Annotated in this window: 16 protein-coding genes; 10 read left to right on the forward strand and 6 right to left on the reverse strand. The window is 37.8% G+C overall.

The features are described from left to right. The first annotated feature begins 339 nt into the window (after window positions 1-339). The 4 genes from ACHRV5_RS07435 (at window position 340) to ACHRV5_RS07450 (ending at window position 3325) form a co-directional block, all read left to right on the forward strand. Window positions 340-804 (forward strand): thioredoxin family protein, encoded by a 465-nt coding sequence (locus ACHRV5_RS07435; protein ID WP_395426317.1) that lies wholly within the window; start codon window positions 340-342, stop codon window positions 802-804. Between the two features lie 18 nt (window positions 805-822). Beyond that, window positions 823-2016, forward strand: a complete 1194-nt coding sequence (locus tag ACHRV5_RS07440) for a lycopene cyclase family protein (RefSeq protein ID WP_395426483.1) — start codon at window positions 823-825, stop codon at window positions 2014-2016. Between the two features lie 3 nt (window positions 2017-2019). Then, window positions 2020-2817, forward strand: a complete 798-nt coding sequence (locus tag ACHRV5_RS07445) for a tetratricopeptide repeat protein (RefSeq protein ID WP_395426318.1) — start codon at window positions 2020-2022, stop codon at window positions 2815-2817. 97 nt (window positions 2818-2914) lie between these two features. After that, the gene (locus ACHRV5_RS07450; RefSeq protein WP_029271207.1) at window positions 2915-3325 is read left to right on the forward strand and encodes a BrxA/BrxB family bacilliredoxin; all 411 of its coding nucleotides are present in this window, start codon (window positions 2915-2917) and stop codon (window positions 3323-3325) included. 925 nt (window positions 3326-4250) lie between these two features. Here the strand turns inward: ACHRV5_RS07450 and ACHRV5_RS07455 are convergent. The 3 genes from ACHRV5_RS07455 to ACHRV5_RS07465 are packed head-to-tail and all read right to left on the reverse strand — an operon-like array spanning window position 4251 to window position 9910. Next, window positions 4251-5618 (reverse strand): TolC family protein, encoded by a 1368-nt coding sequence (locus ACHRV5_RS07455; protein ID WP_395426320.1) that lies wholly within the window; start codon window positions 5616-5618, stop codon window positions 4251-4253. After that, window positions 5615-8758, reverse strand: coding sequence for an efflux RND transporter permease subunit (locus ACHRV5_RS07460; protein WP_395426321.1), 3144 nt, complete (start codon window positions 8756-8758; stop codon window positions 5615-5617). The genes ACHRV5_RS07455 and ACHRV5_RS07460 overlap by 4 nt, the downstream gene beginning before the upstream one ends. 3 nt (window positions 8759-8761) lie before the next feature. Further along, window positions 8762-9910, reverse strand: coding sequence for an efflux RND transporter periplasmic adaptor subunit (locus tag ACHRV5_RS07465; RefSeq protein WP_395426322.1), 1149 nt, complete (start codon window positions 9908-9910; stop codon window positions 8762-8764). Window positions 9911-10129: 219 nt separating this feature from the next. Between ACHRV5_RS07465 and ACHRV5_RS07470 the strand changes: the two genes are divergently transcribed. Next, window positions 10130-11497, forward strand: a complete 1368-nt coding sequence (locus ACHRV5_RS07470; RefSeq protein WP_047776924.1) for a rhodanese-related sulfurtransferase — start codon at window positions 10130-10132, stop codon at window positions 11495-11497. Window positions 11498-11662: 165 nt separating this feature from the next. On the opposite strand, the gene ACHRV5_RS07475 is transcribed toward ACHRV5_RS07470, so the two are convergent. After that, a complete protein-coding gene (locus tag ACHRV5_RS07475; RefSeq protein ID WP_395426323.1) occupies window positions 11663-13678 on the reverse strand; it encodes a T9SS type B sorting domain-containing protein in 2016 nt (671 codons plus the stop codon). A gap of 379 nt (window positions 13679-14057) precedes the next feature. Between ACHRV5_RS07475 and ACHRV5_RS07480 the strand changes: the two genes are divergently transcribed. The 5 genes from ACHRV5_RS07480 (at window position 14058) to ACHRV5_RS07500 (ending at window position 19859) form a co-directional block, all read left to right on the forward strand. Then, the gene (locus ACHRV5_RS07480) at window positions 14058-15419 is read left to right on the forward strand and encodes a stage 0 sporulation family protein (protein ID WP_395426324.1); all 1362 of its coding nucleotides are present in this window, start codon (window positions 14058-14060) and stop codon (window positions 15417-15419) included. Then, entirely contained in the window at window positions 15403-15882 is a 480-nt protein-coding gene (locus ACHRV5_RS07485) for a gliding motility lipoprotein GldH (protein ID WP_395426325.1), read from the forward strand. The genes ACHRV5_RS07480 and ACHRV5_RS07485 overlap by 17 nt, the downstream gene beginning before the upstream one ends. 12 nt (window positions 15883-15894) lie before the next feature. Then, a complete protein-coding gene (locus ACHRV5_RS07490) occupies window positions 15895-18201 on the forward strand; it encodes a penicillin-binding protein 1A (RefSeq protein ID WP_047776933.1) in 2307 nt (768 codons plus the stop codon). Between the two features lie 166 nt (window positions 18202-18367). Continuing rightward, the gene (locus ACHRV5_RS07495) at window positions 18368-19066 is read left to right on the forward strand and encodes a CoA transferase subunit A (protein ID WP_047776935.1); all 699 of its coding nucleotides are present in this window, start codon (window positions 18368-18370) and stop codon (window positions 19064-19066) included. Window positions 19067-19205: 139 nt separating this feature from the next. Then, window positions 19206-19859 (forward strand): CoA transferase subunit B, encoded by a 654-nt coding sequence (locus ACHRV5_RS07500; protein WP_047776937.1) that lies wholly within the window; start codon window positions 19206-19208, stop codon window positions 19857-19859. A 187-nt stretch (window positions 19860-20046) separates the two neighbouring features. On the opposite strand, the gene ACHRV5_RS07505 is transcribed toward ACHRV5_RS07500, so the two are convergent. Together ACHRV5_RS07505 and ACHRV5_RS07510 are read right to left on the reverse strand one after the other, a co-directional pair. Then, a complete protein-coding gene (locus tag ACHRV5_RS07505) occupies window positions 20047-20574 on the reverse strand; it encodes a DUF6646 family protein (protein ID WP_047776939.1) in 528 nt (175 codons plus the stop codon). A 49-nt stretch (window positions 20575-20623) separates the two neighbouring features. Then, complete coding sequence (locus tag ACHRV5_RS07510; RefSeq protein WP_395426326.1) at window positions 20624-21358, reverse strand: metallophosphoesterase family protein; 735 nt, start codon at window positions 21356-21358, stop codon at window positions 20624-20626. Window positions 21359-21527: the final 169 nt, after the last annotated feature.

Genomic DNA, 21527 nt, shown 5'->3' on the forward strand with positions numbered 1-21527 from the left:
AATTGTTTTTTTTATTCATTATGCTGAGATTAGTGTAAATTAGTGTAATTCGTGGCAACCTTTTAAGCGATGTATTGAAAAGAACATGAAAATCAAAACATTCGCGGTTTCTTTGGTTTGAGATATAATTTAAACTAAGGATTTAAGTTGCCACAGATTTGAAAGATTATAAAAGATTCTAGACACGAATTTCACGAATTGTCACGAATTATTTTTATTCATCATGTATTTAGATAAGAATAAGTTACACCACAGACCTCACAGATTTAAAAAAGAATATTCAGAACAAGCTTAATCCTTTTAATCTGTGAAATCAGTGGCAAAAAAAACAACACCAAAATGGGAAAGCTAACCCTTATTATCTTCTTCCTCGGGATTACTTCCACAGGATTCTGCCAGCTCAAAAGCACCCCGTTTGAGGCGATTGACAGCTTGCAGCAAATTCAAAAGAAAAATGTAATTGTTTTTATCCATACCGATTGGTGTCAGTTTTGTCAGCGAATGAAAAGTACGACCTTCAACAATCACGAAATCATCGACAAGCTGAATTCGGATTTTTATTTTATTGATTTGAATGCAGAAGAAAAAAGAGACATTTCGTTTAATAATCAGGTTTTCAAATACCGACCCTCGGGTAATAATTTGGGCATAAACGAGCTGGCCGTTCAGTTAGGAACGATTAATAAACAAATTGCGTATCCGGTTTTGTGTGTTTTGAATGCGAATAATGAAATCATTCTGCAATATAACAACTACTTAAATGAGGCGGATTTTAAACTGTTTTTAGAAATAGCAAAAGAATAAAATTTCTTATTTTTGAACATGCATTCCTCACAAATCAAACATTTCGACTACATTATCACCGGAACGGGTCTCTCGGCTTTAATGACGGTTTATAAAATGGTTTTGTCCGGTAAATTCAGCACCAAATCGATTTTGTTGTTAGATGCAAGTTCAAAACAATCCAATGACAGAACCTGGTGTTTTTGGTCGGAAAAGGAAACGATTTGGGATTCGGTTATTTCAAAAAAGTGGGATGCTGCTTTGTTTGCCAATCAGGATTTTAAACGCGATTTAGACCTTCGTCCTTATCAGTACAATCAGATTAGAGGATTGGATTTTTATAGTTTTGTTTTGAAAGCTCTTTTAAAACATTCAAACATTACTTTTTTAACAGATAAAGTAACCGATATCAACGAACTCGATACCCATGTTTATGTTGGTACAGAGGATAACAGCTACACTTGCAGTCACTTATTCAATAGCATTTACACTAAAGCTTTTGCTGAAAACCAATCCCAATATCCCGTTTTGCAACAGCATTTTATAGGATGGCTGGTCAAGAGCGAATCGGAGATCTTCAATCCAGAGCAAGTTACTTTTATGGATTTTTCGGTAGAACAAAAAGGGAATACCCGTTTTATGTATGTTTTGCCAATATCAAAAACAGAGGCTTTGGTTGAGTATACACTATTTTCGGAGAAATTACTTCCGGAAGAAGAGTATGAAAAGGAGATTCAAAACTATTTAAAGAATTTAGGTGCTACTGCGTATGAAATTCTGGAAAAGGAGCAGGGAAGTATTCCAATGACCTGTTTTCCTTTTTGGGAGCGAAATACCAAACGAGTGCTTAATATCGGTACTGCCGGCGGATGGACAAAGGCGAGTACAGGTTATACATTTAAAAATTCGGATAAAAAATCAACAGAGCTGGTGGCGTTTTTGTTAGATAATCCTTCGACTTCAATGAAAATGAAAGATTTTCATAAAAAGAGCCGATTTTGGTTTTACGATCTATTGTTGCTGGATATTCTCTATCGCCATAATGAATTAGGGAATCGTATTTTTTCAGCCTTATTCAAAAAAGGAAATCCGGTTTTGATTTTTAAATTTTTGGATGAAGAAACGACATTAATCCAAGATGTTAAAGTTATTTTAAAGTGCCCGAAAACACCATTTATTAAAGCGTTATTTGGGTTGATTTTTCTTTCAAATAAATACAACCAAAACCAATAAACTTTGAAAAATATCTTTTTAGGATTAAGTTTCCTTGTTACCCTTTTCTCTTTTGGACAAGTTTCTGTAAACAAAGCACATGATGCTATTATAGAAGAGTTTTTGACTAATGGAGCCGAAAAACACAACTATATTTTTGAAATGACCGAATGGCAAAATTGCCTCGATGAAGGTCTGAAAAAAGACAGCACAGTTGCTCAATTATGGCAGCAAAAGGCAATGCCCTATTTTAAATGCAGAAAGTATGAAGTAGGAATGTCCTTTTTAGACAAAGCCGTTTTGTATGATAAGCAAGAATGGTTGCCCTATCGTGGTTTTATGAAATGCATCTTTTCAAAGAATTACAAAGAAGCAATCGCCGATTTTGAGGAATGTATCAAACTGTATGGTAACGGGTACAGAATGGACCATTCGTATCGTTTTTATATTGGACTTTGTTACTTACAGTTGAATGAATATGAAAAAGCAGAAAAAATTATAGGTGACTATGTAGATGATATTTATACTAACAGGCAGCAATTAGAACATCCGACAGCTTATTTTTACCAAGGAATTGCCAAATATGAATTGAAGAAGTGGGACGAAGCAATCGCCGTTTTTGATAAAGCACTGAAGATTTACCCTGAATTTTCGGATGTAAAGTATTATAAGGCCATTTGTTGGCTGAAACAAGGGAAATCCAGAGCAGAGGTCGTGGCATTAATTGATAGCGCAAAAGAAGATGCTGCTAAAGGATTTACGATAAATGAAGACAATACCGTTTATGAAACCTATCCGTACCAAGTGAAGTTTAGGAAATAACAATCGAACTATAACAAAACTTTATACCTCAAATTAAGTAGTTGCCGCTAAACTTTGTAACTTTGCAGTTCAAAAGTAAAATTTAAAAAATAAAAATATGTATCCAGAAGAAATGGTAAAACCAATGCAGGCTGAACTTACTGCTGCAGGTTTTCAAGATTTACATAGTGCTGACGCTGTTGATAATGCTATTAAAGCTGAAGGTACCACTTTGGTTGTTGTAAACTCTGTTTGTGGTTGTGCTGCAAGAAATGCACGTCCGGGAGCAAAAATGAGTTTAGAAGGAGCTAAAAAACCGGATCATTTGATCACCGTTTTTGCTGGTGTTGACAAAGAAGCAGTTGATGCTGCAAGACAACATATGTTTCCTTTTCCTCCATCATCGCCAAGTATGGCTTTGTTCAAAAACGGAGAATTGGTTCACATGTTAGAGCGTCACCATATTGAAGGTCGTCCAGCTGAATTAATTGCTGAGAACCTACAAGATGCCTTTAACGAGTATTGCTAGTCTGAGAGGCTAAGTTTCTTAGGTACTAAGATTTTATAAAAAAGAGTGCGTTTCATCATGAAACGCACTCTTTTTTTTGTTTTTTGGATTCCAAGCTGTAGTAAGAAGTCTTGAATGCTTATTTTAATTTTAAAAGTTTCCGCTTTTAATTAAATACTTGAAGCTGTCCCCCTGAGCGAAGTCGAAGGGTTACGCAAAGTTTTTTTTGCACGCAGATTTAGCAGATTAAGCGGATCTGTGCGAATGTTTTTTGCGCAAACACATCGATTTCAATTGTACCAATAAGAAAAAAATCTGCTCAATCTGCCAAATCTGCGTGCGAGCCCTTCATCTTTTAATTTTGGGATTTTCAGAGTTTTATTAAATACTCAGAGCTGTCCTCCTGAGCGAAGTCGAAGGACTATGTGCGGTGTTTTTTTATTTCTCGCAGAGCCGCAAAGTTTTTAGCACGCAGATTTAGCAGATTAAGCGGATCTGTGCGAATGTTTTTTTTAAGCATAACGATTTCAATTGTACCAATAAGAAGAAAATCTGCTCAATCTGCCAAATCTGCGTGCGAGACCTTCATCTTTTAATTTTGGGATTTTCGGAGTTTTATTAAATACTTAGAGTTGTCCTCCTGAGCGAAGTCGAAGGACTATGCGTGGTGTTTTTTTCTCGCAGAGCCGCAAAGTTTTTAGCACGCAGATTTAGCAGATTAAGCGGATCTGTGCGAATGTTTTTTGCGCTAACACATCGATTTCAATTGTATGAATAAGAAAAAAATCTGCCATATCTGCTAAATCTGCGTGTAAAAACCTCTTTCTATTATTTGCAACATTGTTGCGTTAGGCGTGTTTATTCGTTTTAAGTTGCTGTTAATAAGTGTTTTGTGTATGTGATTCTTTGTTTTAACATCTCACAAATTTCCAAAAGAGACAATACCTTAATTCCATCCACCGCCAAGTGCTTTATACAACAGAACCATCGAACTTAACTGTTTCTGGGTTAATTGCGAAAGACTTAATTGTGCTTCAAATAAGGAACGTTGGGCGTCCAGAACTTCGAGGTATGAAACATATCCGTTGTAATATCTGGCGTTAGATAAGTCGTAGTTTTTTTGCGCGGCTACAATTTGTCTGTTTCGGGCGGTCCATTCTTCTTTGTACATGGCTACGTTTTGCAAGGCGTTTTCTACTTCTGAGATGGCTATTAAATACGTTTTCTGAAAAACCAGTTTGTTTTCTTCTGCTATCTGGCGGTTTACCTCAACACGGCGTTTATTCTTTCCAAAGTTAAACAACGGTCCACTAACGCCAGCTCCAATATTCTGGAGGTAAGAAGCATCAGTAAACAAATCACCAATCGTTGGACTTACAAAACCCGCAAGCGCTGCAATATTAAACGATGGATACCGCATCGCTTGTGCAACACCAATTCTTTCGTTGGAAGCGCGGTACAAAAGTTCCGTTCTTTTTACATCAGGACGGTTTTCTAATAAGGCCGAAGGTACCGAAGTCGGAAATGTAGACAAAATCAATAAATCATTGTTGGTTTTACCTCTTTCGATAGGAGCGGGAACCTGACCTATTAATACCGAAATGGAGTTTTCTAAAGCTGTAATCTGCCTTTTAATCAATGGAATATTGGCTTCTGCAATTGCGACCTGTTGTTCGATTTGTACTTTATCTAATTCCGCAACATAACCACTTTTGAATCTTTCGTTAATGATATCATATGCTTTTTGTCTGGTTTCTAAAGTGTGCTGTGTGATTTCCAGCTGATTATCGAAATCACGCAATTCAAAATACGAAACAGCAATGGTGCTGACAATAGTGGAAAGCACTACTTTTCGGGCTTCATCTGTTGCCAGAAGTTCACTTTGAAGCGCTTTGTTTTGATGACGGAATTTCCCCCAAAAATCCAATTCCCACGACATGTTGGCGGTCAAAGAAGTTTGCTGCAGAAAAGTCTGGGCGCTATTTACCTGACCTGAATATTGAAAGGACGGATATAAATCGGCTTTGGCGATGCCTAAATTAGCTTTTGCCTGTTCCAAACGTGCTAAAGCAATTTTTAAATCATAATTATTCTGAATCCCTTTCTGAATCAATCCAATCAGAACTTCATCATTAAAAATTGTGGACCATTTTAGGGTCGTTACATTGGCAGTGGTGTCTGTTGTTTTGTTTCCGAATTGAAAACTGTCGGTTTTGGGTTGTTCCGGTTTTGAATATTTTGGACCCACCATACAGCTATAAGGAAAAACAGCTATTGTAAGTAATACGAGTACTAATTTTAGATTTTTCATCATTCTTCCTTTTTAGTTTCATCAATTTCTTCTGAAGGTTTTTTACCAAAACTTTCAATAAATACAAATAAGACAGGAATCAAACAAACTCCCAAAATTGTGGCAACCAGCATACCGCTGAAAACCGTTAATCCCATTACCTTTCTGGCTTGAGCTCCGGCACCACTAGCGGTTAAAAGAGGCACAACACCTAAGATAAAAGCAAAAGCGGTCATAAGAATAGGGCGGAAACGCAGTTTGGCGGCATATAGCGCCGCTTCTTTTACAGGCATTCCTTTTTCATACTCTTCTTTGGCAAATTCTACGATCAAAATGGCATTTTTCGCAGCCAAACCAATTAACATGACTAAACCAATCTGGGCAAAAACATTATTGACATAGTCGGGACTGATTAATCGGCAGAGGAACAGTCCCAGAAAAGCGCCGAAAACGGCAAAAGGAGTTCCTAAAAGCACGCTAAAAGGCAATTTCCAGCTTTCGTATTGCGCAGCTAAAATTAAGAACACAAAAAGCAATGCCATGAGGAATACGGTATTCCCTTTTCCTTCGGCTTGTTTTTCCTGAAAACTCATATTCGACCATTGATATCCCATTCCAGAAGGCAATACTTTCTCGGCGGTTTCCTGTAAGGCATCCATGGCTTCCGCTGAGGTATATCCCGGTGCGGGAGTTCCGCCAACTTCGGCGGCCCGGTATAAATTAAAACGAGTTGTAAATTCAGGACCACTTTCTTTTCGGATCGTAGCAATACTCGAGATCGGAATCATTTTGTTGTCTTTACTGCGAACAAAAATCTTATTGATATCTTCCGGATTTACGGTATAATTTGGTGCAGCCTGTAACAGCACAATATACTGTCGGCCGAATTTATTGAACTCATTGATATATTGTCCTCCTAAACTTGCTCCGATAGCAAGATTGACATCAGACAACGAAAGATTAAGTTCGCTGACTTTCTCCCGATCAATATCCAGACTAATCTGTGGTACATTGGGATTAAAAGTGGTTCTGATGGTTCCGATTTCCGGACGTTTTTTAGCCTCTGCCATAAAACGTTGTGCGTTCTGATAGAGATATTGTGGTGTTTGTCCTTCTTTGTCCTGAAGCATAATTGTAAATCCGGCGGCATTTCCAATTCCGGAAATTGGCGGAGGTCCAAAGGCAAAAACAGTAGCTTCGGGAATTCCAAAAACCACTTTTCCATTTACCTCTTTGAGGATTTGGAAAACGTCTTGCTGACGTTCTTTCCATTCTTTTAGCGAAACAAAAAAGAAACCATTATTAGTAGCAACAGAGTTTTTGATCAAACTAAATCCTGCAATCGAAGTATAGGAATCAATCCCTTCGTTTTTGGAGAGGATGTTTTCTACTTTGTCGATGACTTTATTGGTTCTTTCCAAGGAAGAAGCGCCGGGAAGTTCAATATTCACAAACATATAGCCCTGATCTTCTTCGGGAACAAATCCACCTGGAATTCTTCCACCTAAAAGGATAATGGCAACAATTAAAATTCCGATGAAAATAAAACTTCTTGTCATTTTCTTGATAAGATAACCGGAGAAACCTGTGTATTTATCGGTGAACGCACTAAACTTTTGATTGAAGGCTTTAAAGAATCGGCCCAACCATCCTTTTGATTCCTGATTGGGTTTTAATAAAAGAGAACATAAAGCCGGACTTAAAGTTAAAGCGCTTAAAGCAGAGAAAATCACCGATATAGCAATTGTAATGGCAAATTGTTGGTAGAGTCGGCCTGTTATTCCGGGTGTTAAAGCTACGGGAATAAATACTGCCGTTAATACAATGGCAATGGCAATTACAGGGCCCGAAACTTCTTTCATGGCTTGGTTGGTGGCATCCCTGGGCGACATACCCTGCTCAATGTGGTGCATGACGGCCTCGACGACGACTATGGCATCATCGACCACAATCCCGATGGCCAATACTAAGCCTAAAAGAGAAAGTACATTGACCGAAAATCCTAAGAGCGGAAAGAGCATAAAAACACCAACAAGCGAAACGGGAACAGTTAAAAGAGGAATCAAAGTCGCACGCCAGTTTTGCAAAAAGATAAAAACAACCAGAATCACTAAAATAATGGCTTCAAACAAAGTGTGCAGGATTTCATCTATTCCTTCCGAAATGGCAAGGGTCGTGTCTAAAGAAACTTTGTATTTTAGATCCTGTGGAAAGCGTTTGCTTAATCCTTCGATTGTTTTTTTGACATTCTCGGCAACTTCGAGAGCATTTGAACCCGGCATTTGTTTAATACCAATGGTTCCGGCAGGACTTCCGTTTAATTTGGCTATTGAAGCGTAACTTTCAGTTCCCAACGAAACGGTGGCCACATCTTTTAATCGAACCTGCTGATTGCTCAAATTTGATTTTAGAATAATATTCTCAAAATCTTCCGGATTTACCAGACGATCTTTAAGGGTTACATTATAAGTAAAATCGTTTTTGTCTTTTGCAGGTGGTGCACCAAATTTTCCTCCCGGTGCAATCGCATTTTGTTCCTGAATTGATCGGACAATATCGGGAACTGTCAGGTTGTATTTGGACATGATATCGGGTTTGACCCAAATTCGCATGGCGTAACTACTACCTCCATAAAGGGTTACTTCTCCAACTCCTTTGATACGGGCCAATGCATCCACAATATTAATGTTGGCATAATTGGTTAGAAAGTTATTATCGAAGGTTTTGTTGGGCGAATACAAGGACAAAATCAACAACGGCATGGCGAGAGACTTTTTGGTAGTCACGCCGGTGGTTTTTACATCTTGCGGGAGTTTGTTGGTCGCCTCGGCAACTCTGTTTTGTGTTAACATCGTGGCGATATCCAAATCGGTTCCCATATCAAAGGTGATCGAAAGAGACATACTTCCGTCTCCGGTATTGGTCGATTGCATGTAAAGCATGTTTTCAACACCATTTACTTTTTGCTCAATAGGTGTCGCTACGGCTTGCTCGACATTTAAGGCATTGGCTCCACGATAGCTGGTGGATACCTGTACCAAAGGCGGTGCAATTTCGGGATATTGCGCAACAGGGGTCGAGAGTATAGAAAGTCCACCAATTAAAACAATAAAAATGGACAATACTATGGCGACTATCGGTCTTCGTACAAAAAAATTATCCATAATTTAGTTTTTTTGAGTTGAAGCAATTTGTTTCGGGTCCGGCACATAAGGAACCGGGACTACTGTCGATCCGGGCTGAATAAACTGATTTCCAATTATGGCTACTTTTTCATTCGCTTTTAATCCTTTGGTAATGACCCAATCGGTGCCGGTTTTGGGACCAACTTCAACCACTCGTGTCTCGATTTTGTTTTGTGCATCAATTACAGAAACCTGAAAAAGTCCTTGAAGTTCGGTAACGGCTCTTTGTGGAATCACGATGGCATCTTTTTCGGTTCGGATTAAAACACGGACTTTACCAAATTGTCCCGAACGCAAAGTTCCGTCCGGATTTGGAAATTGTGCTTCAATGGTTACAGTTCCTGTCGTTGGGTCTATTTTACTGTCAGAAAAATTGAGTGTTCCCTTTTGAGGATGAAAACTACCGTCGGATAATATCAATTGAAGATCTGTGATTCTTTCGCCTTCTTTCGTTTGTTTCTGATATCTGAGAAAATCAGCTTCACTAACCGTAAATTGCACTCTGACTTTTTCGAGTTTTGAAACGGTATTCAATCGGGAGGCGTTGCCTAATTTTGTAATGTAGTCGCCTAACCTCGCATTCGAAAGGCCAATAACACCATCTATTGGTGATTTAATATTACAATAACCTCTTTCAATTTCCTGATTTTTTAAACTCGCCTGTACACTGGCATAATTAGATCTTGCGGCTTTGTCTTTGGCAACTGCCGCATCGAGCTCCCGTTTACTTACCGCATTCATATCGGCCAGCGGTTTAATTCTTTTCAGTTCTTCATTAGCATTTACTAAATTACTCTGAGCAACAGCAACTTGTCCGCGAACCTGTTCGACTTTGGTTTCATATTCAAGTGGATCTATTGTATAAAGCAATTGTCCTTTTTTAACCTTTTGACCTTCTTTGAAATGAATTCCTGTTAAAATTCCATCTACTCTGGCGATCAGTTCAATGTCTAAGTCTCCAAAAGTCTGTCCGGCAAAATCTTTGTAGATCGGAACGTCTTCACTTTTTACGGTTACAAAAGGCGCCTGCATGGGCGGTGGCGCTTTTGGTTGTTCCTTTTTACAAGAACTTAAGAGGGTTAAAAAGATAAAGATTGGGAGCAGTGTTTTAGAGAGTTTTAAAGCATTCATAAGTCATAAATGTTAAAATTGTTTAACATAAATATAGTAAAAAAAGGTAAGCCCTTGATTGTTTGTAACTTATATTTCGGGATTCGGCCCCGTTTCTCTTAATTTTTAGATAAGAAACCGGCAGGGATTTTTAAATTGTAAATAAAGGTCTACCTTTGCAGCCGAATTCAGAATAGGAATTCATTAAAATATATCTCTCAACTTAAATCTGTTTATAGCATGCAACTGTATAACACTTTGAGCGCAGAAGAAAGAGCCATCATGATTGATGATGCAGGTAAACAACGTCTTACTCTGTCTTTCTATGCTTATGCGCAAATTTCAAATCCAACTCAATTTCGTAATGATTTATTTTTAGCTTGGAATCCGCTTGGGGTTTTGGGTCGAATTTATGTAGCCAACGAAGGAATCAATGCTCAATTGTCTCTTCCGGCGGATCATTTCTATGAATTTAAAGATACCATAGAGCAATATGACTTTATGAAAGGGATTCGTTTGAATATTGCGGTAGAGCATGATGATCATTCCTTTTTGAAATTGACGATAAAAGTGCGTGATAAAATTGTTGCCGATGGTTTGGAAGATGAAAGTTTTGATGCCACAAACATCGGAATTCACCTGAAAGCCAAAGAATTCAACGATTTATTAGAAGATCCAAATGTAATTGTGGTCGATATGCGTAATCATTACGAAAGCGAAATCGGTCATTTTACACAAGCAATACGACCAGATGTAGATACTTTTAGAGAAAGTCTGCCTATTATCGAGGAGCAATTAGCAGAACATAAGCAAGATAAGAAATTGTTGATGTATTGCACAGGGGGAATTCGTTGTGAAAAAGCGAGTGCTTACTTTAAACACAAAGGTTTTGAAAATGTGTACCAGCTTGAAGGAGGAATTATAGAATATACCCGTCAGGTAAAAGCAGAAGGTTTAGAAAGTAAATTCATAGGTAAAAACTTTGTATTTGATCATCGCTTAGGTGAAAGAATTACTGACGATATCGTTTCGCAATGCCATCAATGTGGGAAACCTTGTGATGTACATACGAATTGTGTGAATGAAGGCTGTCATTTGCTTTTTATTCAATGTGAAGAATGTGCACAGGCAATGGAAGGCTGTTGTTCTACCGACTGTATTTCTGTAATTCACTTACCGGAAGAAGAGCAAAAAGCAATCCGAAGAGGGATTAAAAACGGAAATATGATTTTCAAAAAAGGAAAATCAGATGTTTTGACTTTCAAAAACAATTTAGACCCATTAGCAGCTGTTCCGACTCTTTCTGATTTAGTGAAAACGAAAGCGGTTGCTAAAAAACAGCCAAAAATAAAAAAACAATACATCGGAAAAGGAACCCACTTTTTTCCGAAACCTTCTATTGGTCAGTTTTTAATTGAAGAAAACGAAATCAAAATTGGGGACACTGTTTTAATCAAAGGATCAACAACCGGAGAGCAAAAATTGATAATTGAAAAGATGTTTGTCAATGATATTGAATCAGAAACAGCCGTTTCCGGTGATACCTGTACATTTCAATTGCCATTCAGAATACGATTATCGGATAAAATCTATAAAGTTCTAGACTAGGTAATTCTAACAAAAAAATAAAATAAACAACTCATGGCTCTCGTTGGGAGCTATGAGTTTTTTTATACATTGTAGTGGTTGTAAAACCCTGTCCGGTTAAAATTATAACCTATTTTTTTGCGGGTTTTTGAACTGTACAACTCTTGTCAGTACTGCTGCCTATATTTAGCGATATAAAGTAAAATGTCCAATAAAATCGCTGTCGTGCTTAGGTTCATTGAGGTTCAATGTATACCAATAATCACCCGTAGGCAATTCTTTTCCTTTGTATTTCCCGTCCCATCTTTTGTTGTAGCTACAATTTGCTAGTGGTCGGCCGTAGCGGTCAAAAATAGTAAAGGTTAAGTTTTTGTAGTTTAATTCACATTCTGGACCCCATTCATCATTTTGTCCATCTCCATTAGGTGTGAAATAGTTAGGAATGCACAAATCAATTTTAGTGTATTCGAAATATTTTGAAACCGATGCCGTACATCCATTTTCATCAGTAGTGTTAACCGTATACGTACCTGATTCATAAACGGCGAATTTGTTAGTCTGGCTGCCAGGCCCGTCGTTTATGGAATACTGATATCCCGGTTTTCCGCCACTTGCAGTTGCTACAATCTCATTTTTCCCATCGTCTGTTAAAGTTAAAGTAAGCGGACTAGCTAGATTATTTATTTTGATCTCGACATCCAGAAAGTTGCTTTCACAATTTGAACTGTTTATTTGCTTAACCTTGTAAGTGGTGTCAGATGAAAGGATAGGAGTTGTAAATGTGGCACCTTGATAAAGTAAGTTTGTTCCTCTTGCATCGTACCAGTAAAAAGAGGCACCGGGAACTCCGGTGGCTGTAAGTGTGGCAGGTGAGTTATAACAGATTGTTTTATCGGTTACCACAGGGAGACCAAGATGGGCTGCGCTGATTATAACATCCAGAAAGTTACTTTCGCAATTCGAACTGTTTATTTGTTTAACCTTGTAAGTGGTGTCAGATGTGAGAACTGGAGTTGTAAACGTAGCACCTTGATAAAGTAAGTTTGTCCCTGTTGCATCGTACCAATAAAAAGAGGCGTTAGGGACTCCGGTGGCTGTAAGCGTAGCGGATGAATTACTACAGATTATTTTGTGGGCTACCATAGGGAGACTAATATTAGCTGTGCTGACTTTAACATCCAGAAAGTTACTTTCACAATTCGAACTGTTTATTTGTTTAACCTTATAATTAGTATTAGATGATAGAATAGGAGTTGTAAATATGGCACCTTGATAAAGTAAGTTGGTTCCTGTCGCATCATACCAATAAAAAGAGGCACCAGTAATTCCGGTAGCTGTAAGTGTGGTAGATGAGTTAGAGCAGATTGTTTTGTCGGCTGCCACAGGGGGATCAATATTAGCTGCGCTGACTTTAACATCGAGAAAGTTACTTTCACAATTCGAGCTGTTTATTTGTTTGACCTTGTAAGTGGTGTCAGATGTGAGAACAGGAGTTGTAAATGTGGCACCTTGATGAAGTAAGTTGGTTCCTGTTGCATCGTACCAGTAAAAAGAGGCGTTAGGGACTCCGGTGGCTGTAAGCGTGGTAGATGAGTTATAACAGATTGTTTTGTCAGCTACCACAGGAGAGTTAATAGAGGCTGTAAAACTTATGGCGTCCAGAAAATTACCTGCAGTTGGGTTTCCCGTTGCAGTTGCAGAAGATTCAAAGATAAATCGTGTTCTGGTTTGACCTGCCGGGACAGTGTAAGTTCCGGAGTATACTTTCCATTCTTTGGCTGTTACGGCAGTTTTAATAGTAGTGTAAGGGCCTCCCGGGGGACCCACTTTTAATATCATGGTATCAACTCCAAATCTTCCCATGTGACTAAACGAATAATTGAAATGTGGCGTCGTAGAGGTGTCGTAATCCTGAAATAGACCTGAAGATTGATAGGCATTAAGTTCGATAAATTGATTTCCGGAATAGGCATTTCGACCTTCGTAACCATTACTCCAAAACTCCATTATGTTATCTGTAGCAGTCGTTCTCCAGCCAAGTAAAGCTGCAGGATGCTGAGTTTGATTTATAAAAGCAATACTACCAGAAGCTATAACTGGGTATTCAAAATCTGAATTTGTAGTTTGAATCGTACACTGACTGTGTGTTAAAGAAGAGAAAAGAAAAAGAGAGAGAATTCCGGCTGATTTGATAGCGCTCATTATTGCCGAAATATTTTTTTTTCTCTTAAATAAGCGTTGGATTAAAGAAGATTTGTAAATTGACAGACTGTGATAGGTCAGTAGGTGAAGTTTTTTGAAGATCATATGGGAATACTTTGCAAATGGAACCTGATCTTAAAATTGAATTATTATAAAAACAGATTTGTATGGAATATTTTCTTGCAAAGAAAAATCCGATGACAATATTAAATCGTCCTTTTAAGCCAAAAAACTGGTGTAATACGGTAAAACATAAAGTTTTAACAATTAACAAACCATTAGATTTAATCTATAAAAAGACAACTAAAAAAAATACTATCTTTACCGATCGAATGTTTATGAACTTAAGTTGCTTTTATGCAACACTACATATATAATTATGGCATGTACAAGTTGTTCAACCTCAGATGGCGGTGCGCCAAAAGGTTGTAAAAATAATGGGACTTGCGGCACCGATAGCTGCAATAAATTGACGGTTTTTGATTGGCTCGCGAATATGAGTCCGTCTAATGGAGAAGCAATTTTTGATTGTGTTGAGGTTCGTTTTAAAAACGGACGTAAGGAATTTTTTAGAAATTCGGAGAAATTAACATTAAGCATGGGTGATATTGTAGCAACTGTTGCATCGCCGGGACACGATATTGGAATTGTTACTTTGACAGGAGAATTGGTAAAAATTCAAATGAAGAAAAAAGGAGTTAATCCTGAGAGTAACGAAGTTCCGAAAATTTATAGAAAAGCATCTCAAAAAGATATTGATATTTGGTCTGTAGCACGTGAACGTGAGGAGCCTATGAAGGTTCGTGCACGTGAATTGGCAATTCAGCACAAATTGGAGATGAAAATTTCTGATATTGAATTTCAAGGTGACGGATCAAAAGCTACTTTTTACTACACCGCAAACGACAGAGTCGATTTTAGACTTTTGATCAAGGATTTTGCAAAAGAATTCAGTACAAGAGTAGAGATGAAACAAGTTGGTTTTCGTCAGGAAGCAGCTCGTTTGGGCGGCATCGGTTCTTGCGGAAGAGAGCTTTGCTGTTCGACTTGGTTAACAGATTTTAGAAGCGTCAATACATCGGCAGCCAGATACCAGCAACTTTCGCTAAATCCTCAAAAATTAGCGGGACAATGTGGTAAACTAAAATGCTGTTTGAACTATGAGTTAGATACTTACATGGATGCCTTGAAAGATTTTCCGGATTACGACACTAAATTAGTGACCGAAAAAGGAGATGCAATCTGTCAGAAACAAGACATTTTCAAAGGGTTAATGTGGTTTGCCTACACAAATAATTTTGCAAACTGGCATGTTTTGAAAATTGATCAGGTAAAAGAAATTATTGCCGAAAACAAACAAAAAAATAAAGTGTCTTCACTTGAAGATTTTGCAATTGAGGTGACGGAAGAGCCTGAAAAAGATTTCAATAATGCAATGGGTCAGGAGAGTTTAACACGTTTTGATCAGCCAAAAAGAAAGAAAAAGCCAGCTCGAAAACGTAAACCCAATGCTGAGAATGCTGTTGTTGCAGCTCCCGAGAAACCAAAACAAGGGAATAGCAACAATAATAGCAATAACAATAATAACGCGAAGCCGGCCGGTGGAAACCAAAATAAAGGGAATAAGCCAAATAATAACAACAATAGGTCAAATCAATCGAATAAGCCCAAATCGAATGATGGTAAACCAGCCGAGCCAAGAAAACCTATAATTATTACTAAAAATGAGAATAAAAAATAGCGGTATTCTACTTTTGGTTGCCATTCTTCTTTTTTCCTGTGATAAAAAAAGAGTATTTGATGAGTACAAATCTGTTGGCAGTGCCTGGCATAAAGACAGTGTGGTTACCTTCAATTTGCCAGTTTTAGATTCTACCAAAAAGTACAATTTGTTTGTGAATTTGAGAGACAATAACAATTATCCTTTCAATAATTTGTTTTTAATTGTTGCTATTGAAACCCCAAGCGGATTCACGAAAGTGGATACCTTAGAGTACCAAATGGCAAATCCGGATGGGACATTATTAGGAAACGGTTTTACAGACATTAAAGAAAGTAAACTGTTTTACAAAGAAGATGTAAAGTTTAGAGGAAAATACAAAGTACATATCAAACAAGCGGTTAGAGAATCAGGTAAAATCCCTGGTGTTCAGACTTTAGATGGTATTACAGACGTAGGTTTTAGAATAGAACAAAAAGATTAGACGAATATATTTATGGCTACTAAAAAAAACAATGCAACCAACAACACTAAAGATATTAATTACTACAAAAAGAAATTCTGGAGAATTTTTGCTTATAGTTTATTAGGTGTTCTGGCCTTTTTCCTATTTGCTTCATGGGGATTATTTGGGTCAATGCCTTCTTTTGAAGATTTAGAAAACCCGGATTCTAATTTGGCAACAGAAATCATTTCGTCTGACGGAGTGGTGATTGGAAAGTATTTTAAAACCAACAGATCACAACTTAAATATTCTGATTTGCCAAAAAGTTTGGTAGAAGCTTTGGTGGCTACCGAAGATGCCCGTTTTTACGATCACTCCGGAATTGATGGACGTGGGACATTAAGAGCTGTTTTTACTTTAGGAACAAATGGTGGAGCGAGTACATTAACACAACAATTAGCTAAACAATTGTTTCATGGTGAAGGGTCTAAGTTTTTGCCTTTCAGGATTGTACAAAAAATAAAAGAGTGGATTATTGCCATTCGCTTGGAAAGACAATATACCAAAAATGAAATTTTGGCGATGTATTGTAACGTTTACGACTTCGGAAATTACTCTGTTGGAGTGAGTTCTGCAGCACAAACCTACTTTTCTAAAGATCCCAAAGATTTAACGATGGACGAATCGGCTATCTTAGTTGGAATGTTCAAAAATTCAGGGCTTTACAATCCGGTTAGAAATCCGGAAGGAGTAAAAAACCGTCGTAATGTGGTGCTTTCTCAAATGGAAAAAGCAAAGATGATTTCTTCTGCTGAAAAGGTAAGATTACAAGCTTTGCCAATTGCTTTGAAATTTAAACTAGAGAGCCACCGTGAAGGAACGGCCACTTACTTTAGAGAATATCTTCGTGATTATATGAAGAAATGGGTTGCTGAGAATAAAAAACCGGACGGATCTGATTACGATATCTACAAAGATGGTTTAAAAATCTACACTACTATCGATTCCAGAATGCAGCAATATGCAGAAGAAGCAGTTTCGGCTCACATGAAAAACCTTCAGGAGCAGTTTTTTATTGAGATGAAAAACAACAAAAACGCGCCTTTTTTAAATATTACGCAAGCTGAAACCGATCGAATTATGATGCAGGCCATGAAGAATTCAACCCGTTGGGCGATCATGAAAGACCTGGATAAAAGTGAGGAGGATATTATCAGCTCATTCAAAGTAAAAACAAAAATGCGCATATTTACCTGGAAAGGAGAGCGCGATACGATCATGACTCCAATGGATTCTATTCGTTATTACAAGCATTTTTTACAAGCAGGTGTAATGGCGATGGAGCCTCAAACCGGAAATATTAAAGCGTGGGTTGGTGGAATTAATTATAAATATTTCCAATACGATCACGTAGGGCAGGGAGCCAGACAAGTTGGGTCTACTTTTAAACCTTTTGTTTACGCTACTGCTATCGAACAATTAAATATGTCTCCTTGTGATTCTATACTGGATGGACCATTCATGATTCACAAAGGGCGTCACCATGTAACGGCAGATTGGGAACCAAGAAACTCCGACAACAGATACCGTGGAATGGTGACCTTAAAGCAAGGTTTGGCAAACTCTATCAATACGGTTTCTGCTAAATTAATTGACAGAACCGGACCTGAGGCGGTTGTAGAATTAACGAAAAAATTAGGTGTAAAAACAGAGATTCCTGTACAACCTTCCATCGCATTAGGAGCGGTAGATATTACAGTTGAAGATATGGTTGCGGCTTACAGTACCTTCGCCAATCAAGGAGTTTATGTAAAACCACAGTTTTTAAGTCGTATTGAAAATAAAAGCGGAGAGGTTATTTACGAACCAATTCCGGAATCACACGACGTTTTAAATAAAGATATTGCTTTTGCGGTAATCAAATTACTGCAAGGAGTTACGGAAACCGGTTCAGGGGCGCGTTTGCGTACAGAAGGCGGTGGAAGTGGTGATAATCGTTGGACAGGTTACCCTTATATGTTCAGAAACCCGATTGCGGGTAAAACAGGAACAACACAAAACCAGTCTGATGGTTGGTTTATGGGAATGGTTCCGAATTTAGTAACGGGAGTTTGGGTTGGTTGTGAAGACCGTTCAGCACGTTTCAAAAGTTTGACTTACGGACAAGGCGCAACAGCAGCATTACCGGTTTGGGGTTATTTCATGAAACTTTGTTATGCCGATCCGACACTTCAGGTTTCTAAATCTGATTTTGAACGTCCGGCTAATCTTTCTATAAAAGTAGATTGTTATAGCAGGCCTGCTGTAGTAAAAGATACAACACAAACAGATCAAAACACGGACGAATTCGAATTGTAGTCCGGTTTTTTCTTATAATAAAAAAATCCTTTTGTGCTTTCCAAACCGGAAAGAGTACAAAAGGATTTTTTTTGTTCTATGGTTTTATTTTTTTACGAAATCGATATAATATGATAAGAATATAGTATTTTTATCAAAATTATTTGTCAATAAAAGACTAATTATTATGATTACAAAAAAAGTAAATAATGTTCAGGAAGCAATAAAAGGAATCGAAAGCAGCATGACGATTATGTTTGGTGGTTTCGGTCTTTGCGGTATCCCTGAAAATACAATCGCCGCTTTGGTTGCGACCACAATTTCTGATTTAACTTGTATTTCAAACAATGCAGGAGTTGATGATTTTGGACTTGGATTGCTTTTGCAAAAAAAGCAAATCAAAAAGATGATCTCTTCTTATGTTGGTGAAAATGCAGAATTCGAACGTCAGATGCTTTCCGGAGAATTAGACGTAGAGCTTATTCCACAAGGAACTCTTGCAGAACGTTCCCGTGCAGCGCAAGCAGGAATTCCTGCTTTTTTTACACCTGCTGGTTATGGAACCGAAGTAGCAGAAGGAAAAGAAGTTCGCGAATTCAATGGTAAAATGCATATCATGGAAGAAGCTTTCAAAGCAGATTTCGCCATTGTAAAAGCATGGAAAGGCGACGAAGCCGGAAACCTGATCTTCAAAGGAACTGCCAGAAACTTTAATGCATGCATGGCCGGTGCCGGAAAAATTACTATCGCAGAAGTTGAAGAGTTAGTTCCTGTTGGAACATTAGATCCCAATCAGATTCATATTCCGGGAATTATGGTACAACGTATTTTTCAAGGAGAGAAATTTGAGAAACGTATAGAGCAACGTACTGTTAGACAGAGATAATTAGATAATTAGAAAATGTGATAATTTGCCCATTAGATAGTTGAGAAATGTAATCGTTGTTTAGACGGCACCAGTAAATCATTATCTAATTATCTAATTGACCAATTATCTAATTACTAAATTGATACATTTAAGACATATGTTAACAAAAGAAGATATAGCAAAACGAATTGCTAAAGAAGTAAAAGACAGGTATTTTGTCAATCTGGGTATCGGGATTCCGACTTTGGTTGCCAATTACGTCAGAGAAGATATTGCGGTGGAGTTTCAAAGTGAAAACGGAGTTCTGGGTATGGGACCTTTTCCTTTTGCGGGAGAAGAAGATGCCGATATCATTAACGCGGGAAAACAAACCATTACAACACTTCCGGGAGCGAGTTTCTTTGATTCCGCTTTTAGTTTTGGAATGATTCGCAGTCAGAAAGTAGATTTAACTATTTTGGGTGCGATGGAGGTTTCTGAAAATGGAGATATTGCCAACTGGAAGATTCCGGGCAAGATGGTAAAAGGGATGGGAGGCGCTATGGATTTAGTAGCTTCTGCCGAAAACATCATCGTAGCCATGATGCACGTGAATAAAGCCGGCGAATCTAAAATCTTAAAAAAATGTACCTTGCCATTAACAGGTGTAGGGTGCGTTAAAAAGGTTGTTACAGAGCTTGCAGTTCTCGAAGTAACTCCAAAAGGTTTTAAGCTCTTAGAACGAGCGCCAGGCGTTTCTGTGGAACATATCATTGCGTCAACCGAAGCTGATTTGATTATTGAGGGTGATATTCCTGAAATGGCGATTTAAAGGCTAAGTTCGCAAGGTGCAGAGGTACGAAGGTATTAAGGTACAGAGAAAATTTTAGAAAATAGTTTATACTAAAAAACCGTCCATTTGGACGGTTTTTTTAGTTGTAACAATCTTAGAATCTTAGAGCCTTAGCAGCTTAGTACCTCAGTACCTGAGCACCTTTGTTCCAAGAACCTTAACAAAACTATAGATTAAAAGAAGCTCCTAAGCTAAATGTAGTCTGATTGTTTAAGTTGTAAAAAGGATCATTATTATTACCGTATTTCGCTATAGGGAATCCAACTTCTGTAAATACTCCAAATCCGTCTGTGAAGAAATAACGTCCTCCTACATGACCTCCAAAATTATGTAAACCTAAACTTAGTCCAGGATAAACGTCTAATTCTTTAATACCGATCACGCTTGATAAGTTAGCGTTGATTCTTGCTTTAGCATCAAAACGATCACCGAAATCTGCTTTTGAATCATTGTATAACGTTACATCATTGTGGTAAAACCCTGAAAAGTTGTCTACTCCTAATAAATAATTAGCAACAAAACCAAACGAGAAATTCTCTCCCAATCCAAAATCTACAGAACCCTGAATACCAGAACCACCATTTTGTAAATTAGCACCAACATTAACTTTCACATCACCTTTTCCTTTAAATGCTTCTTGTGCCTGTGTGATTCCAACTGTTACCAGAAACAAAAGTGTAATTACCTTTTTCATAAATTTATATATTAATTATTTTAAAGCACAAAAATAGCCATTTACAGATTTAATTCCTACCCTTTTCGTTAGAATACAGTTCGTTTAGCGGATCACTTTGCCAGAATTCCTTGGTATCAACATCCATTATAGTCAGCGAACCTTTGAAGGCGGCGCCTGTATCAAGGTTCCATACGCAGGCTCTCTGTACGGGAACGGTTTCTCCAATTCGCGTTACCGGTGTATGACCGATGTATACTTCTTTGTAAACGGTTAATCGTTTTGGATAGTATAAATCGTCGGGTTTCAAATTCGGATCTAGAGAAAGTGCAGTTTCCCAAAGTGTTCGGTCCCAATAGAATAATTTGGAGAAAAATTCATAGGTTACGCCACTTAGATTGGTATATCCGGCGTGTATGAACAAGCGGTTTTCAGTATCCAGATAAAAATCCTGCAGCGATGCCAAAAAAGCGATATGTTCCTCTTTTCGTTCTTCAGAAAGAACAGCATATCCTTCAACAGTGGCTTTTCCGCCATGTTTATACCACATTTCCTCATCAAATTCCTCATGTCTGTTTTCTAGCCAGTCTAAAGCCAACTGATCATGATTGCCTCTGATGCAAATGCATTTTTGTTTCTTTTTAAGGTCAATTAAAAAATCGATTACCTGAGTTGAATGACTCCATCCATCGACATAATCGCCTAAAAATATAAGAGTATCATTTTGAGTAACCTTAGCCTTACTCAACACCTGTTCAAGTGCAAGTAAACCTCCGTGTATGTCACCAATAACAAATGTTCGCATTTTATTTTCTTTCGTGTAGAAGAACAAAAATAAAGAAGATAAATTGATAATCATCAGTGGGGAGAAGAATTTTCTAAAAAACATATTTTAAAAATAGTGGAGAGAAAACGTTCTGCTGTATGTTAACCAAAAAGGATGAAATCAGCAGTGGGTTTGCGTTGTAATAGAT

The organism is Flavobacterium sp. FlaQc-52, from assembly GCF_044007495.1.
GTDB lineage: Bacteria > Bacteroidota > Bacteroidia > Flavobacteriales > Flavobacteriaceae > Flavobacterium > Flavobacterium cupriresistens.

Excerpts from the sequence above, each read along its gene's own strand:
- ACHRV5_RS07455 (WP_395426320.1), bottom strand. The coding sequence starts at position 5,618 with ATGATGAAAAATCTAAAATTAGTACTCGTATTACTTACAATAGCTGTT.
- ACHRV5_RS07500 (WP_047776937.1), top strand. The coding sequence starts at position 19,206 with ATGTTAACAAAAGAAGATATAGCAAAACGAATTGCTAAAGAAGTAAAA.
- ACHRV5_RS07435 (WP_395426317.1), top strand. The coding sequence starts at position 340 with ATGGGAAAGCTAACCCTTATTATCTTCTTCCTCGGGATTACTTCCACA.
- ACHRV5_RS07480 (WP_395426324.1), top strand. The coding sequence starts at position 14,058 with ATGGCATGTACAAGTTGTTCAACCTCAGATGGCGGTGCGCCAAAAGGT.
- ACHRV5_RS07505 (WP_047776939.1), bottom strand. The coding sequence starts at position 20,574 with ATGAAAAAGGTAATTACACTTTTGTTTCTGGTAACAGTTGGAATCACA.
- ACHRV5_RS07460 (WP_395426321.1), bottom strand. The coding sequence starts at position 8,758 with ATGGATAATTTTTTTGTACGAAGACCGATAGTCGCCATAGTATTGTCC.
- ACHRV5_RS07510 (WP_395426326.1), bottom strand. The coding sequence starts at position 21,358 with ATGCGAACATTTGTTATTGGTGACATACACGGAGGTTTACTTGCACTT.
- ACHRV5_RS07490 (WP_047776933.1), top strand. The coding sequence starts at position 15,895 with ATGGCTACTAAAAAAAACAATGCAACCAACAACACTAAAGATATTAAT.
- ACHRV5_RS07485 (WP_395426325.1), top strand. The coding sequence starts at position 15,403 with ATGAGAATAAAAAATAGCGGTATTCTACTTTTGGTTGCCATTCTTCTT.
- ACHRV5_RS07495 (WP_047776935.1), top strand. The coding sequence starts at position 18,368 with ATGATTACAAAAAAAGTAAATAATGTTCAGGAAGCAATAAAAGGAATC.
- ACHRV5_RS07450 (WP_029271207.1), top strand. The coding sequence starts at position 2,915 with ATGTATCCAGAAGAAATGGTAAAACCAATGCAGGCTGAACTTACTGCT.
- ACHRV5_RS07475 (WP_395426323.1), bottom strand. The coding sequence starts at position 13,678 with ATGAGCGCTATCAAATCAGCCGGAATTCTCTCTCTTTTTCTTTTCTCT.
- ACHRV5_RS07465 (WP_395426322.1), bottom strand. The coding sequence starts at position 9,910 with ATGAATGCTTTAAAACTCTCTAAAACACTGCTCCCAATCTTTATCTTT.
- ACHRV5_RS07440 (WP_395426483.1), top strand. The coding sequence starts at position 823 with ATGCATTCCTCACAAATCAAACATTTCGACTACATTATCACCGGAACG.
- ACHRV5_RS07470 (WP_047776924.1), top strand. The coding sequence starts at position 10,130 with ATGCAACTGTATAACACTTTGAGCGCAGAAGAAAGAGCCATCATGATT.